Source organism: Exiguobacterium sp. s191, assembly GCF_018618955.1.
GTDB classification, from domain to species: Bacteria; Bacillota; Bacilli; order Exiguobacteriales; family Exiguobacteriaceae; genus Exiguobacterium_A; species Exiguobacterium_A abrahamii.
In genome coordinates this window covers 444,393-457,934 of sequence record NZ_JACSNC010000001.1, presented here as the reverse complement: position 1 = coordinate 457,934, position 13,542 = coordinate 444,393, and the positions used below count along the sequence as shown (strand labels likewise).

Annotated in this window: 15 protein-coding genes; 8 read left to right on the top strand and 7 right to left on the bottom strand. The window is 47.3% G+C overall.

What is annotated here, in order from left to right:
- Window positions 1-212 precede the first annotated feature (212 nt).
- Window positions 213-1,457 carry an MDR family MFS transporter gene (locus KNQ09_RS02335; protein ID WP_064300193.1) on the top strand — a complete coding sequence of 415 codons (1,245 nt, stop codon included), beginning with the start codon at window positions 213-215 and terminating at the stop codon, window positions 1,455-1,457.
- Between the two features lie 58 nt (window positions 1,458-1,515).
- On the opposite strand, the gene KNQ09_RS02330 is transcribed toward KNQ09_RS02335, so the two are convergent.
- Window positions 1,516-2,313 carry a hypothetical protein gene (locus tag KNQ09_RS02330; RefSeq protein ID WP_023467787.1) on the bottom strand — a complete coding sequence of 266 codons (798 nt, stop codon included), beginning with the start codon at window positions 2,311-2,313 and terminating at the stop codon, window positions 1,516-1,518.
- A gap of 146 nt (window positions 2,314-2,459) precedes the next feature.
- Here KNQ09_RS02330 and KNQ09_RS02325 point away from each other — a divergent pair, with 146 nt between their 5' ends.
- The 3 genes from KNQ09_RS02325 (at window position 2,460) to KNQ09_RS02315 (ending at window position 5,331) form a co-directional block, all read left to right on the top strand.
- The gene (locus tag KNQ09_RS02325; protein WP_231681780.1) at window positions 2,460-2,894 is read left to right on the top strand and encodes an RrF2 family transcriptional regulator; all 435 of its coding nucleotides are present in this window, start codon (window positions 2,460-2,462) and stop codon (window positions 2,892-2,894) included.
- Between the two features lie 92 nt (window positions 2,895-2,986).
- Complete coding sequence (locus tag KNQ09_RS02320) at window positions 2,987-4,000, top strand: hypothetical protein (protein WP_058265204.1); 1,014 nt, start codon at window positions 2,987-2,989, stop codon at window positions 3,998-4,000.
- Window positions 4,001-4,026: 26 nt separating this feature from the next.
- Entirely contained in the window at window positions 4,027-5,331 is a 1,305-nt protein-coding gene (locus tag KNQ09_RS02315) for a VOC family protein (RefSeq protein WP_214857202.1), read from the top strand.
- Between the two features lie 43 nt (window positions 5,332-5,374).
- On the opposite strand, the gene KNQ09_RS02310 is transcribed toward KNQ09_RS02315, so the two are convergent.
- Window positions 5,375-5,698, bottom strand: a complete 324-nt coding sequence (locus KNQ09_RS02310; RefSeq protein ID WP_023467783.1) for a hypothetical protein — start codon at window positions 5,696-5,698, stop codon at window positions 5,375-5,377.
- Window positions 5,699-5,789: 91 nt separating this feature from the next.
- Here KNQ09_RS02310 and KNQ09_RS02305 point away from each other — a divergent pair, with 91 nt between their 5' ends.
- Entirely contained in the window at window positions 5,790-6,215 is a 426-nt protein-coding gene (locus tag KNQ09_RS02305) for a DUF2621 family protein (protein WP_029341260.1), read from the top strand.
- A gap of 42 nt (window positions 6,216-6,257) precedes the next feature.
- On the opposite strand, the gene KNQ09_RS02300 is transcribed toward KNQ09_RS02305, so the two are convergent.
- On the bottom strand, window positions 6,258-6,737 hold the full coding sequence (locus tag KNQ09_RS02300) for a CcdC family protein (protein ID WP_214857200.1): 480 nt from the start codon (window positions 6,735-6,737) through the stop codon (window positions 6,258-6,260).
- A 16-nt stretch (window positions 6,738-6,753) separates the two neighbouring features.
- Complete coding sequence (locus KNQ09_RS02295; protein ID WP_023467780.1) at window positions 6,754-7,452, bottom strand: cytochrome c biogenesis CcdA family protein; 699 nt, start codon at window positions 7,450-7,452, stop codon at window positions 6,754-6,756.
- 222 nt (window positions 7,453-7,674) lie between these two features.
- On the opposite strand from KNQ09_RS02295, the gene KNQ09_RS02290 reads away from it, so the two are divergent.
- The 3 genes from KNQ09_RS02290 to KNQ09_RS02280 all read left to right on the top strand — a co-directional run bounded on the left by KNQ09_RS02290 (window position 7,675) and on the right by KNQ09_RS02280 (window position 9,563).
- Entirely contained in the window at window positions 7,675-7,869 is a 195-nt protein-coding gene (locus tag KNQ09_RS02290) for an aspartyl-phosphate phosphatase Spo0E family protein (protein WP_029341257.1), read from the top strand.
- Window positions 7,870-8,185: 316 nt separating this feature from the next.
- Window positions 8,186-8,362 carry a hypothetical protein gene (locus KNQ09_RS02285; RefSeq protein WP_214857198.1) on the top strand — a complete coding sequence of 59 codons (177 nt, stop codon included), beginning with the start codon at window positions 8,186-8,188 and terminating at the stop codon, window positions 8,360-8,362.
- 304 nt (window positions 8,363-8,666) lie between these two features.
- The gene (locus tag KNQ09_RS02280; protein ID WP_214857196.1) at window positions 8,667-9,563 is read left to right on the top strand and encodes an SH3 domain-containing protein; all 897 of its coding nucleotides are present in this window, start codon (window positions 8,667-8,669) and stop codon (window positions 9,561-9,563) included.
- 56 nt (window positions 9,564-9,619) lie between these two features.
- Here KNQ09_RS02280 and KNQ09_RS02275 read toward each other — a convergent pair whose 3' ends face one another.
- The 3 genes from KNQ09_RS02275 to KNQ09_RS02265 all read right to left on the bottom strand — a co-directional run bounded on the left by KNQ09_RS02275 (window position 9,620) and on the right by KNQ09_RS02265 (window position 13,482).
- Window positions 9,620-11,383: an ABC transporter ATP-binding protein gene (locus KNQ09_RS02275; protein ID WP_058705250.1), complete on the bottom strand. Its 1,764-nt coding sequence runs from the start codon at window positions 11,381-11,383 to the stop codon at window positions 9,620-9,622.
- Complete coding sequence (locus KNQ09_RS02270; protein WP_214857194.1) at window positions 11,380-13,131, bottom strand: ABC transporter transmembrane domain-containing protein; 1,752 nt, start codon at window positions 13,129-13,131, stop codon at window positions 11,380-11,382. Before KNQ09_RS02270 ends, KNQ09_RS02275 begins: the two co-directional genes overlap by 4 nt.
- Window positions 13,132-13,251: 120 nt before the next feature.
- Complete coding sequence (locus KNQ09_RS02265) at window positions 13,252-13,482, bottom strand: YneF family protein (RefSeq protein ID WP_012370001.1); 231 nt, start codon at window positions 13,480-13,482, stop codon at window positions 13,252-13,254.
- Window positions 13,483-13,542: the final 60 nt, after the last annotated feature.

The following is a 13,542-nucleotide window of genomic DNA, read 5'->3' as shown; positions in this document are numbered from 1 at the left end:
TACAATGGTATTCCATCAAGCCCGGACATCTGTCCACACTGTCTTTGTATCGGCTACAACTGTACGTCACCCAATCGTTTAATTTTTAATTAAGCAGGGTGTGCGTATGCGTATACGTACATGCTGCCCTCTTATATTAGGACGGGTATGCCCATATTTGTGCGTATCCGTCTTTTCTATTGTCTAAAAACGGAATATAAGGGGTTTTCACTATGCTTAACGCACTCAAACAGCTTGATCGCAACATCTGGATCCGGTTCGTCGGGGAAACGATCACGGGGATCATGATGTTCATGATTGCACCATTTTTAGTTCTTTATTATGCGGATCGACTCGATTCCTACTTCTTGGTCGGTGTCATCATGGCGACCGGACCGATCATGTCGCTCGTCGGTGCCGTCCTCGGTGGTCACTTCGCCGATAAATTCGGTCGAAAACCACTGATGGTCCTCTCGATCATCGGTGACGTCATCGCACTAATCGGTTTTTCGTTTGCTGATTCATTCGGACCGCTTCTCGCTTTGAACGCGCTGCTCGGTTTATCGAGTTCACTGTTCCATCCGGCGGCAAGCGCGATGGTCGCTGACGTCACACCACCAGAACGCCTGAACGAATCGTTCGGCCTGCTGCGGATGGGACATAACGTCGGGGCCGCATTCGGTCCACTTCTCGGAAGTGCGGTCCTATTCGTCGACCGTTCACTCATCTTCTACTCTGCCGCTTTCGTCTTTTTCCTGTACGGACTCGTTCTCTACTTCTTCATCGAAGAGACAAAACCGGAGTATATCGAAAAGACGGACGAAGTCAAAGTATCACCGCTCACTGTATTGCGGAAGGATCATGTCTTTTTAATCTTCATCGGGGCGGGTGTCTTCATCTCGATGGGATTTGCCCTCGTCGAGAGTATGTTACCGGTCTTCTTGAAGGAAGCACTACCGGGATTACCGACGAAACAAAATCCGTTCCCTTATCTGATGGCTCTGAACGGAATCATGGTCGTCTTGTTCCAGTTCCCGATCGCTGCTCGCTTGTCTGGCAAAGCATTCGGAAAAGTCATGTTGCTCGGGGCCTCGATTTTCGGAATCGGCATGATTTTCCTCGCATTCGTCCCGTCTTACCTGTTCTCACTCGGAACGAGTTATGTCGTGCTCGTGACGGTATTGCTTGCGATTTATGCGTTCTATACGCTCGGTGAGATGATCATGTCTCCTGTGCAGATGACGTTCATCGCTTTGATCGCCCCGGAACACCTCCGCGGAACGTACAACGGTGCTGCGAGTCTCCAATGGTTGATTGGCGGCGTCACCGCACCGCTTCTCGGATCGTTATTCCTTGATACCGGAAAAGGTGACTTTGCGCTCGGATTCGTCGGACTGCTCTGCTGTGTATCAGGTGGGGTCTATCTCGCACTAGACCGATCGATTCAACGCGCGAAACGCTTAACGAAATCCGCCTAAAAAAAAGCGATGTGTCATGCTCCGACTTCATTCAGAGCGTTACACATCGCTTTTCTCGTCAAGAGGGTAATTGATTTGCCGCTACGAACGGACCGAACAGGACCGGCAACGGATCAAGTCGTTGCTGGATTTCTTCAATGAAATTCGTCGATCCACTGACGAAGACAATCGGATCATTTGCCGTGATCATCGTCAAGAATTCGTGCATCTGTTGTTCCCATCCTTCTTGACGAATGTGATGAACGACCATCCCTTTCGTCGTCAAGGATACGACATTCGCTAACATTCGTTCTGCCAGTTCCTCAGCTGAGACATGTAACAATGTCGTTTTTCGACCACTCAAGAGCGCGTGCCTGGCTTCATCGATGACGGCTCCGAGATGATGTTCTTCTGCGATCAACAAAATATCTTGTTGACGCCAATTTTCAGCATGACGGTATTTACAAAAATGGCGGCACGTATCGACGAGTTGATGGTGAACAATTGCCCATGCTTGAAGTAAAGGTGCATCTTCTTTAAGGTCATATTCGATTTGAATAGCTTGAAGAATTTCACGACTGATGATGTCCGGGTACGTCAGCAGAAACGATTTTGTCTGATCGATTTCATTCAGCAAAATCAATTTAAACAGTTCACTCGATTCGTGCTGGTTGGTAATCTGGTTCAGTAATTGACTCAGGCGTAAAATCCGTAATGCGCGAGTTCCGTCCTGAGCTCCTGCTTCTCGAAGCGCGCGCAATTCTTCTTCGTACGTCGCCTCGAGCGAGTCATAGAAGCGCGTCGCGATCCGCAATCCCTTTTGCTCCATCGATGGACCGAGCTGTTGCAAAAGGTGTAATGCCTGATCGAAATGCATAATTTAACCTACCTTTCACCGTCCATTATGCGTGAATCCACTCTCAAAAACAATCTCTAAAATGCATCTTATTTTTTGCACATTGAAAGTTGTAAATGCTTGCGTCCCCCCCTAGTATGTGTGTTAAGTAGGTGATGAAAATGCGCATGACACGTTATACGGATTACGCGATTCGGTCCCTGCTGTTCGCAGCAGCTCATCCCGATCGTTTAGTCCGAATCCAGGAAGTAGCGGATTGTTACGACATTTCTAAGAATCATTTGATGAAAGTAGTCTATCGTTTAGGACAGAGTGGTCTGATTGAATCTGTCCGTGGTCGTGGAGGTGGTTTTCGATTAGCGAGCCCTCCGGATGCAATTCATATCGGTGACGTCGTACAACTGTTTGAACCAACCGTTCATTTTCTCGATCCGCAAGAAGGCATTCACGAGATTCCTTCGCTCAATCCAGCACGTGATGCTTTCGATGATGCCATTGCGGCGTTCCATCAAGTACTCAATGGTTACACAGTACATGATTTGCTACATCCGACAGCTGAAACTCATCCACAAATACTTGAAATGATTCCGAACCGCGATTGAGCGGGTTCGGAATCTTTTTTTATTCCGTCCTCGCTCAATTGCGATTTCTCAAAACGCTCGTGGTATACTTATATAAGAAAGGAGGGGTACAGATGAACCCTCAAGAAGAACTCCATCTCTTATATCTTCGCTTAAAGGAAGAAGAACCCTCCGTTGCACGCGGTGAGGCCTTATGGGCCATCTTTGAGGAAACAGCTGATGATTCACTCCGCTTCCTCTCCTTATGGGCATTTTCACAAAATCAATTTGATTTAGGACACTTCCGATCGTTTCTCGTGTCCTTCACGCTCTTGATGGAATGGATCCGAAAAGATGAGATGACACTGACTCCCAAACAAGAACTTGATTTGTACTGGAACTACAAGTCCTACTTGATTTATATGGCAGAACAAGAAGACGTGACGGTCTCGCTTCTCGAAGAAGATCTCGATCGCTTCATCGATTTCTGTGACGCGCATGGCTTTATTCGGACACGTGACTATATCAGCTTCATGGTCTACAGCAAACTCGGTGACGAGGAACAAGCCGACCATTATCTATCGGAATGGGTTGACGCGCCAAGTGACGAACTCAGTGATTGCCCATCTTGTGAAGCATTTAGCCGAATGACGTATGCGATTGATCGTGGCTTCGAAGATCGTGCCTTACTTCTCTATGCAGCACTGCGGCATGAACGCGGTTGCTCGCGGATGCCAGATCAGGCTCATCCATACATCCTTCCGTTGTTCCTCAGTCGCAAAAAAGAACGCTTTGACTGGAGCGAACGCTTGATCGAAGAAGTCAAACGTGGTGAAACCCTCTTTACAGGCGGTGACGAGCCGTATCACCTGTATGCGAAGATGTATTATGATACGAACTATACTTGGTCGATGGAAGAGAAAAAACAATTGATCCCGTTCTTGACTGATCGTGGATATCTTCAGTTCCTACTCGCTCACTATGCCTTTGCTCATCGTCAATCTCTTGGTGAGGAAGCGTCGTATCTCGCAGCGCTTCGGACGAATCTCTATGAGATTGCACAATCTCTTGATCGCCGGATCGAAGGTGTCTTCTACTTGAACCTCGTCGAACGTGAACTAAAACGAATCACCCAGTTCGTTGCCTGAATCTCATTCGTAAAGGAAGTGTCTTCATGTTAGATCATGTCCAGCTCGCTATGCCGAAAAACGAAGAAGATCGCGCCCGTGCATTTTATGCCGGGCTTTTACATATGAAGGAAGTCGAAAAACCGACTGGCGTTCAAGCCAGCGGTGGTGTCTGGTTCGAAGACCATGGTGCAGCACTTCATCTTGGCATCGAGGATCCCTTCTCCCCTGCTAAAAAAGCGCATCCTGGATTAACCGTCGCTGCGTTCGAAGCCTTGAGCGATGCTCTTCAAGCTGCCGGTTATCCGGTTGAGCATGATACACGCCTTGCGCCACGTCGTCGTTTCTTCACAGCCGATCCCTTCGGTAACCGGTTAGAAATCATCGCTGCCCACCTGCCGACGTTAACACCGAAGAAATTGACGGATGGTTCTCATGTCCGTTTAGTCGCACCCGCTTCAAGTCTCTCAACGGTCGAGATGAAGATCATCGATGGTGCGATCCAAACCCTCGAATCACTCGGATTACGTGTCTCGATCAGTCAACATGCGCGTGCTGTCAATCCGTTTGGTTCCAGTAATCCTGAGTTACGGGTTGCAGACCTCCATGCCGCGTTCGCTGATCCGAACGTTGATGCGATTCTGTGCGTTCGCGGTGGATTCAGTACGAATGAACTCGTCGACTTACTCGACTACGAATTGATTCGGACACATCCGAAAATCCTTTGTGGCTTCTCCGATATCACAGCACTCAGTCACGCCATTCTAACGAATACCGGCTTAGTGACGTACTCGGGACCAATGTTACGGGCTTTCCGTGATCGCGACGCCTATACGATCGATTACTTCAAGCAAGTGTTGTTTGGAACGGATCCCGTTACGATCAAGCCTTCGGTCCATTGGCGTGATACCGATCGCGGACATGTCATTACGTTACCGAACAAAGGACCGATTCTTTTATCCTCTGGGCAAGCAAGTGGTCGTCTGCTCGGTGGGAATCTTTGTACGCTAAATCTCCTGCAAGGCACACCGCACTTCCCTGATTTACGGGATACCATTTTATTCCTTGAAGACGATTACGAAGTCCATCCAGCGACGTTCGCCCGTGATTTCGCCTCTTTGATGGCGCAACCGGGTGCCGAAACGATTCGCGGGATCGTCTTCGGACGCTTCCAACTCGCAACGAAGATGACGGAAGAGCATCTGCGGTATCTGATCTCGCTCTATCCAGTCTTAGAGCACGTACCGGTTCTTGCGAATGTCGATTTTGGACATACGAGTCCTTTGTTCACGTTCCCGATCGGTGGACAGGTTGAATTACATGACGAGGTCATCCGACTATATATTTCTTGAATATCAAAAGAAGGAGACGCGGCAATCCGCATCTCCTTCTTTTTTAATAGTCGAGCAATCTCGAAGCGTCGATTTGACGTTTCGACCCATCCGCGAACATCTCAAGTGTTGCGAAAATCTGGTCATTTGCCCATTCATAGTGAAGTAACGTGAAGTCTTCGAGTGTCGAGACCGTTTTGAACGTTTTCCCGACCGTAAACGCACGCTTCCGGCTTGCATCTTCTGCCGGAACGGTGACGAAGATGACTGTGATCTCCTCACCCTTCGTATCATAATAGAATTCAACGATCCGACCGTCCGCTGTTTCAGGTAAGACACCTTTACGGGGCTGTCCGGTCTCGTCCAATTGTACGTATGGTTGCAGCATTCTTTCGCCTCACTTTCTCCGTCATTCATCATAGCACGTCCACCTGATTTATGCTAATCTATATTTGATGTGAAAGGGGGATGAGTCGCGCATGGAATGGTTCATGAACGGGATTCTGCTCTGGGGCTTTATCATGATTACACTCATGGCGATTGGCGGGTTTTTCATGTTCCGGAAGTTCCTCAAAAAGTTACCGAAAGAAGACGGTAAATCGATGATGGACTGGGAAGATGAGTACATCGACCAAACACGACATCTTTGGACGGATGAGACGATGGAATTGTTGAACGCTCTCGTCATGCCGGTTCCATCGGCATTTCGTGATGTCGCACGCCGCAAGATTGCCGGGCGGATCGGACAGTTCGCACTGGAGGAACAAGCGACAGAGATGACATCTGAACTGGTTGTCAAAGGATATATTTCCGCTACGCCAAAACGCGATCATAAATTCTTGAAAAAAGCACTGACGGAGCACGCCATCGACTGGCGAGACTACGCATTATACTTCCAAAATTGAAGGATGCACGAAAAACCGCCGAAGTCGCCTTCAGCGGTTTTTTTAGTGAGGTAAGTGCGCGACCGGCACGGTACCCGACTTGACTCGTTTGTATTTCATATACATCGCGAAGCGCCACGGTGCAATCATTCCAAAGGCAACGAGATAAAAAATCCCACCCGTTTCGAAGATATCGATTTGTCCGCCTATGAAAAATTTCGCAACCGTCCGAACGAGTAAGATGCCGAATAAGACGATGAAAAATGCTTTCGAACGTTGCAAATAAATCTGCCCTTCTGCTTCATAAAAATTGGATGTCTTGATCAAAAAGATGCTGAAGATGGCTCCAATGAGCAATGCTTCTGCCACTTCCGTCCATGTCAGACGGGATGCTGGGTATAAAAACTGTAGCATCCCCGTCGACATCGCAAAGGGCGGGATCAAGATTTTTTTAGCATTCGTCGGTTTTGCTGATGCCTTCACACGAATGAAGCTGATCAGCAATCCCATGACGAGCGCTACCCCAGTTGATATCCAAATCATCCGATCACTTCCTTGATTAAAATCCAGTGAATCCGACGATGTCACTCATCCATGCTGCGAATTTACTCAAGCCATCAAAATACAGCATGACTCCGAACACCATCATCAAGGCTCCCCCGAATTTCGTTAATTTCAGACTATACTGCACGAACAAGCGCGAACGACCGACGAAGAACGCCATCAATAAGAACGGAATCGAGAAGCCAAGGACATACGCGAGCATGTAGAACATGCCTTGACTCGGATTGGTCGCAGCTAATCCGATGACTCCTGCGAGAATCGGACCTGTACATGGTGTCCAACCGGCTGCAAAACCGATTCCGACGAGTACCGTCCCGACGTATCCCCCTTTTCGTTCCCCGAGATTCAGTTTCTTTTCACGCATCAAGAATGTTGGTTGCCATAATCCGACGAGAACAATCCCAAACACGAAGATGACGAGTGCCCCAACCATCCGTAACGTATCGCGATATGTGATAAAAACATCTGCGAATAACGATGTCGATAAACCGAGCACAACGAACACCATCGCAAAACCAACGAGGAACGCTAACGTATGAAACAAGGATCGCTTTTCTCGTACGCCTCGTTCTTTTAAATCCGTTACCGACACGCCTGTGATGTATGAGAGAAACACAGGATACAGTGGTAGCGTACACGGAGAGACGAAAGATAATAATCCTGCTCCAAACGCTAACCATAACGAGAGCTCCATCATGAGCATCCCCTTTCCTTTACTACTATAGAAGAAGTTCCTCCTCTATTTTGCCAAACTCCTCTGCATTTAGCACCTATTATCTCACAGAAAGTTGCAAAAGATTCGTGTCCGCCAAAATTACAAAAAAATTACATTTCGTCGATTTTACTGAAATCTCGTTGCACCTAGTAAATGGACTTGCTAGAATATGGATACGACACCAATGTAAGGGAGACTGCTATGACGACACAACAACTATTGACGTTAGCGATCGAAGCCAAACGTAGCGAACTATATCATCAAGCTGACCAGTCCAGCTTCACCTCCCCGCGTGTTCTACAACTTAGTCATGAACTCGACGTCTTGCTTTTAGAATATTCACGCATCGTCCAAAACTATACCATTCACGGTTCGAATGAACCGCTTTTATCTTAATGCACGATCTGGTCAGCATTCGAGTGCGAATGCTGACTTTTTTGTGACTTCTTATTTCTGATGGAGGTGCTTTATGTCCGCTCTTACATTCATTGCTAGTTCTCGTCCTCTCTATATACCTGACGATCTCCCCCAATTATACGTACATGAAGTCGAAGCGATTGAATACGTATCATTGAAGCGAGGAAGATTCACGATGCCTTACCTGTACACGATCGAAGGTGCTGATCAGTGGGAGTTCATGATTTACTTACAGCGTTATATGGAAGAAGGAGATGTCCTCGAGTTGCTTTATATTGAAAATTAAAATGACAGCATGCATGACCATCTACCATCCGCCCCCTTACTAGAGCCGATTGAAATCAATATTCGACAGCGAACGTACCAAACGATTCACGGCACGTTTCAGCTTTCCGCTAACGATTGTATGCAGGAATTGTTCCATCGTTCTTACCTGACAGCGTTCGGCGTGACGACGATCGTCAAGTATTGATCTGCGTATCCTCCATTTCACTTTTTCATCACTAGACGATAGAAGGATGACATAGTTTCTATTTTTAAGACTTTTTTCTGTTGAATTGTGCGAATCTTTCAGCAAAAGTAATCCAAAAGACCTATAAACATCCGTTTTTCATAATCAGTATGTCCTATCGATGACAAAAACCGACCTTTTGCAATCTCGTTGTCACAATAGCCCGGTTTGTAACTCGAATGACATTGACCTGTAAACGCACAGGTCAGTTTTGCCGTGTAAAGTAGGAACAGTAAACACAGCATATGTCAGGAGGACATCAATAATGAAAAAAGCAGTTTTCGCTGCCGGTCTTGCAGCAACAGCTCTATCAGTAGGATTTGCCCAAGAGACAGAGGCTGCCTCAGAAACGGTAACAGTAAATACACCAGTACTCAACGTACGCACAGCACCTACAACTGCATCAGCAGACGTAGGCAATGTATATAAAGGTCAAACATTAAATGTCGAAGGACGTTCTGGCGCATGGATTCAAACACACATTAACGGTCAAAAACGTTATGTCCATGGCGCGTATACGTCTGCAGCAGGCTCATTCGACTTTAAAAAAGCGACAGTTACTACGGCAGTACTAAACGTCCGCACACAACCAACGACAAGCTCGAAAGATGTCGGTAACCTCTACAAAGGTGAAAAAGTCAACGTAGAAGGAAAAGTTGGTGCATGGATTAAAACAACAATCGACGGTAAAACACGCTATGTACACAGTGCATATACAACACTCGGTAGCGTAGCTAAAGCACCAGCAGCACAAGCTCAACCAGCGGCTAAACCAGCTGCGAAGCCAGCACCAAAAGCAGCTGCTAAACCAGCAACTGCAATAAAACAATCGACACCTGCAAAATCAGGTACGAAAGTGACGATGAACGTCAGTGCTTACACTAACGACCCATCTAACAACGGTAGCCAACTCTACAACGGTCGTGCGTTGACAGCAAGCGGTTATGACGTTACGAATACGATCACGTACAATGGTATGCGTATCGTAGCAGCTTCTTCACAATACCCAATCGGTACACGTATGCACATCGAAGGCATTGGTGAAGCAATCGTACTCGACCGTGGTGGCGCAATCCAAGGTAACAAACTTGACCTTCTCGTTGGTTCACAACAAGAAGCACTCAACTGGGGACGCCAAAACGTCACAGTCACAGTCTACTAATCAAAACAAACAACCTGCCGGGCGAGACCGCCTGGCAGGCTTTTTTTGTCTATTTTTTAAGAAACCGTGACATGACCGGATTGCAGTTGATACATCTTCTTATACAGACCATCTTGCGCGATCAATTCTTGGTGATTTCCTTGCTCGATCACTTCTCCTTGATGCAATACAAGAATCAAATCTGCATCTTGAATCGTCGATAGACGGTGGGCAATGGCAATCGTCGTCCGCCCTTGACGCATCCGTTCAAGTGCGACTTGCACTTTCTCCTCTGTCTCCGTATCAATTGAACTCGTCGCTTCATCGAGGATCAGGATTTTGGGATCTCGCGCCATCGTGCGTGCGAAGGAGATCAACTGACGTTCCCCAGCTGAGAACGTCGCCCCCCGTTCCGCAACGGGACTGTCATATTGCTGGTCGAGTTGATTGATGAATCCGTCCGCTTGTACGAATTTAGCAGCCGCTTCGACACGATCAAAGGAAATCGAACTGTCGAATAATCGAATATTGTCAGCGACCGTTCCCGTGAACAAGAATGAATCCTGCAACACGAGTCCGACATGCTGTCGTAGTTCTTCTTCCGATAACTGCTCAAGCGGTTGACCATCGATTAAGATCCGACCCGATTGGTACGCGTAAAAGCGCATCAAGATATTGATGATTGAACTTTTCCCACTTCCCGTATGACCAACGAGCGCAATCGTCTGCCCCTTTTTCGCCTCGAACGAAATCCCTTTCAAGACATCTTTCTCTCCGTCATAACTAAAGCGCACGTCTTCAAAGACGATATGTCCTTCCGATACTCGTGCATCCCCTTCGAGTTGTTTCGTTGGTTCCGGCTCATCCGTATCGAGGACCTTGAATACACGGTCTGCTGAGACGACAGCTTGCTGGAACTCGGACAACCGTTGCATGATTTGCTGAACCGGTTGGAAGATCCGCTCCATGTAGCTGATGAAGGCATAGACGACACCGACTTGGACCGTTTGTGAGAACGATAGGACACCGAAATACGTCACGAGTGTCGCAATTGAAATGGCGAGTAACAATTCAATGATTGGTCGCAGTAACCAACTATCGAGCTTCAAGTTCTTATAACGTCCATTCTGGTGAGCGACGTTCGTCTCCTCGAACTCTGCCATCAAGCGTTTTTCTTGGCGGAATTGTTGAATGATCGCCATGCCGTTGATGGATTCGTTCAGTTGGGCGTTGATTTTCGATAGTAAATCGCGGACTTCCGCGTAATACTTCGTCGAATACTTCCGGTAAATCCAAATGATGAAATAAAACAGCGGTAACAATAGTAACGCGATCGTCGCGAGTCGCGGCTCTAGTAGATAGAGGAAGATATATGTTCCAATCAACTGGACGCCGCTTTGCACGAATGTCGACAAGACACCGATGTAGAGCTCCTTGATCGCTTCCGTATCGTTCGTGATCCGGGACACGAGCACTCCGGCAGGCGTCCGGTCAAAATAGGCAAGCCGTAAGTGCATGACATGCCGGAACACATCAATGCGTAAGCGTTGAATGACTTGCAAGGCAATCTTTTGGAATTCGAACGCTTGCAAGTAATCGACGATGATCCCTGTCGTATGCAGTAACAAGTACGCTGTAAATAAGAGTGCGACTTCCTGTACTGGGTACGTACCCGGTGCGACGTATTCATCAATGAAAATCTTGACGAGATATGGTCCACCGAGTTTTGCCGCTGTCGTAATGAATAGCAGGATGAAGGCGATGCTGACTTGCTTTTTGAACGGTTTGACAAAATCAAGCAATCGCTTCAGGACGGCTTTTTCATTGATATCATGATTCATTCGGAACGCCCTCCTTGTTCAACAAGTGATTCTAGTTGCTGGCGATCGTACGTCTCTTTATACCAACCGTCATGGGCGAGTAACTGTTCATGCGTGCCCCGTTCGATGATCCGACCGTCTTCAAGGACGATGATCTCATCGGTATGCGACACAGCCGATAACCGGTGGGCAACGATGATTTGTGCCTGATCGTGATCCGCCGTGCGGAAGTGATGGATGATCGCTTCCTCGGTTTTAGCATCGACCGCAGACAAGGCATCATCGAGCACTAAAATCGGACAGTCTGCTAATAATGCCCGGGCAATCGAGATCCGTTGTTTTTGACCACCGGATAACGTCACCCCACGCTCCCCGACCATCGTCGCGTACCCTTCCTTAAAGCCGAGAATGTCCTCATGGACTGCTGCAATACGCGCTGCTTCCATGATGTCTTCCATTGATGCATCCGGTTTTGCAAAGGCAATATTGTCAGCAATCGACGCGGAGAATAAGAAATGATCCTGTGGAACGATCGCCACTTGACGACGGACGGTGTCACGCGTCAATTGTTTGATGTCTCGTCCACCAATCGTGATGGCGCCTTGTTTGACGTCGTATTCGCGAGACAATAAGCGAACGAACGTCGATTTCCCAGCACCTGTCTTCCCGACGATTCCGAGCGATTTACCGGGCTTCAACGTCACATCGATGTCTTGTAAGACCGGTTGCGTGTCATAGATGAAACGCTCAATCCCAACGTGAAGTTCCGGTGAGGAAACACTTGTTGCTGCTTCCTTCGCATCTTTAATTTCCGGTTCGATCGCAAGCATTCGCTCGATCCGATCGTAGGAAGCACGACCACGTTCGACAATGTTGAACAACCAACCGAAGGCAAGCATTGGCCATGTCAATAAACCAAGATATGTAGTGAATGAGACGATGTCACCAATTCGGATTTCACCTTGTTGTAACAGATATGCACCATATCCGACAGCGATGATGTACGATAGACCGACTAATCCAAAAATCGTCGGATCAAATAATGCATCGATTTTTGCGACACGACGGTTCTTTTGGACGACGTCATCCGATAGATCCGTAAACGTCTGCACGTCAGATTCCACTTCCCCTGTTGCTTTTAAGACGCGGACACCACTAATACTTTCCGCGACCTTGTCATTCAAATCGGAGAATGCTTCCTGCGCGTCATGAAAACGCGAATGTAACATTTTCCCGTAGCGTGACGTCAAGTAGACCATCAGCGGCATCGGTAGAAGTGATACGAGCGTCAATTTCCAACTGATCGTCGTGACCATCGTGATGATGACGAAGCTCCCCATCGTCACCGAGTCGACGAGCGTGAGAATACCGGCACCTGCTGTCATCGATACCGCCTGTACGTCGTTCGTCGCATGCGCCATCAAGTCCCCGCTCCGATATTTCTTATAGAACGATTGATCCAAATCTGAAAAATGTCCATACAGTTGGCTGCGCAATAATCGACCGAGACGAATCGATGCCCCAAAGATATAAAAGCGCCAAAAATAACGAATGATATATGTCGCGACCCCGATGAGCAACAACGTACCTGCGAGACGAATCAAATCATCTTTCGTCAAGCTTCCCTCACTCAGACCGTTGACCGTCGTCCCGATGATTTTTGGCGGAATCAACTCTAACGCCGCTACAAAAATCAAACTGACGACCCCAAGACTATATGCTTTCCATTCTCGTCGGAAAAACCAACCGAGTTTCCTGAAGACTCCCATTCAAGTCTCCCCCCTTTTTTAAATCCTATGATTATTTGAAATAGTCTCACATTTTAGATTAGTTCTCTTTCTAAAAAATAGCAAATAAAAAGGAGACCATTTGGTCCCCTTTCGTACAGCTTATTTTTTAGGTGATTTCATTGAACCACTCATTGAACGCATCACTTGGTTGACTTTCTTTTGTGATGGCTTTTGACCCATTTGCATCATCAATGTCTTAATCATATCTTCGTTGATTGGTGGGTTTTGCTCCAAGTAGTTCATCATGTATCGACGAGCGATATAGAAACCAAGGGCGACACCTGCTACCAAGCAAAGAAGGGCAATTAAAATCCAAATCCATGTAGCCAAGTTGCTTCCTCCTCTAACTTAAAACGTCGCTTTTTACTATACTATAATTCCAATTGTTTG

Excerpts from the sequence above, each read along its gene's own strand:
- KNQ09_RS02335 (WP_064300193.1), top strand. The coding sequence starts at position 213 with ATGCTTAACGCACTCAAACAGCTTGATCGCAACATCTGGATCCGGTTC.
- KNQ09_RS02290 (WP_029341257.1), top strand. The coding sequence starts at position 7,675 with ATGACGACACAACAACTATTGACGTTAGCGATCGAAGCCAAACGTAGC.
- KNQ09_RS02280 (WP_214857196.1), top strand. The coding sequence starts at position 8,667 with ATGAAAAAAGCAGTTTTCGCTGCCGGTCTTGCAGCAACAGCTCTATCA.
- KNQ09_RS02285 (WP_214857198.1), top strand. The coding sequence starts at position 8,186 with ATGCATGACCATCTACCATCCGCCCCCTTACTAGAGCCGATTGAAATC.
- KNQ09_RS02270 (WP_214857194.1), bottom strand. The coding sequence starts at position 13,131 with ATGGGAGTCTTCAGGAAACTCGGTTGGTTTTTCCGACGAGAATGGAAA.
- KNQ09_RS02320 (WP_058265204.1), top strand. The coding sequence starts at position 2,987 with ATGAACCCTCAAGAAGAACTCCATCTCTTATATCTTCGCTTAAAGGAA.
- KNQ09_RS02315 (WP_214857202.1), top strand. The coding sequence starts at position 4,027 with ATGTTAGATCATGTCCAGCTCGCTATGCCGAAAAACGAAGAAGATCGC.
- KNQ09_RS02325 (WP_231681780.1), top strand. The coding sequence starts at position 2,460 with ATGACACGTTATACGGATTACGCGATTCGGTCCCTGCTGTTCGCAGCA.
- KNQ09_RS02295 (WP_023467780.1), bottom strand. The coding sequence starts at position 7,452 with ATGGAGCTCTCGTTATGGTTAGCGTTTGGAGCAGGATTATTATCTTTC.
- KNQ09_RS02310 (WP_023467783.1), bottom strand. The coding sequence starts at position 5,698 with ATGCTGCAACCATACGTACAATTGGACGAGACCGGACAGCCCCGTAAA.
- KNQ09_RS02275 (WP_058705250.1), bottom strand. The coding sequence starts at position 11,383 with ATGAATCATGATATCAATGAAAAAGCCGTCCTGAAGCGATTGCTTGAT.
- KNQ09_RS02330 (WP_023467787.1), bottom strand. The coding sequence starts at position 2,313 with ATGCATTTCGATCAGGCATTACACCTTTTGCAACAGCTCGGTCCATCG.
- KNQ09_RS02305 (WP_029341260.1), top strand. The coding sequence starts at position 5,790 with ATGGAATGGTTCATGAACGGGATTCTGCTCTGGGGCTTTATCATGATT.
- KNQ09_RS02300 (WP_214857200.1), bottom strand. The coding sequence starts at position 6,737 with ATGATTTGGATATCAACTGGGGTAGCGCTCGTCATGGGATTGCTGATC.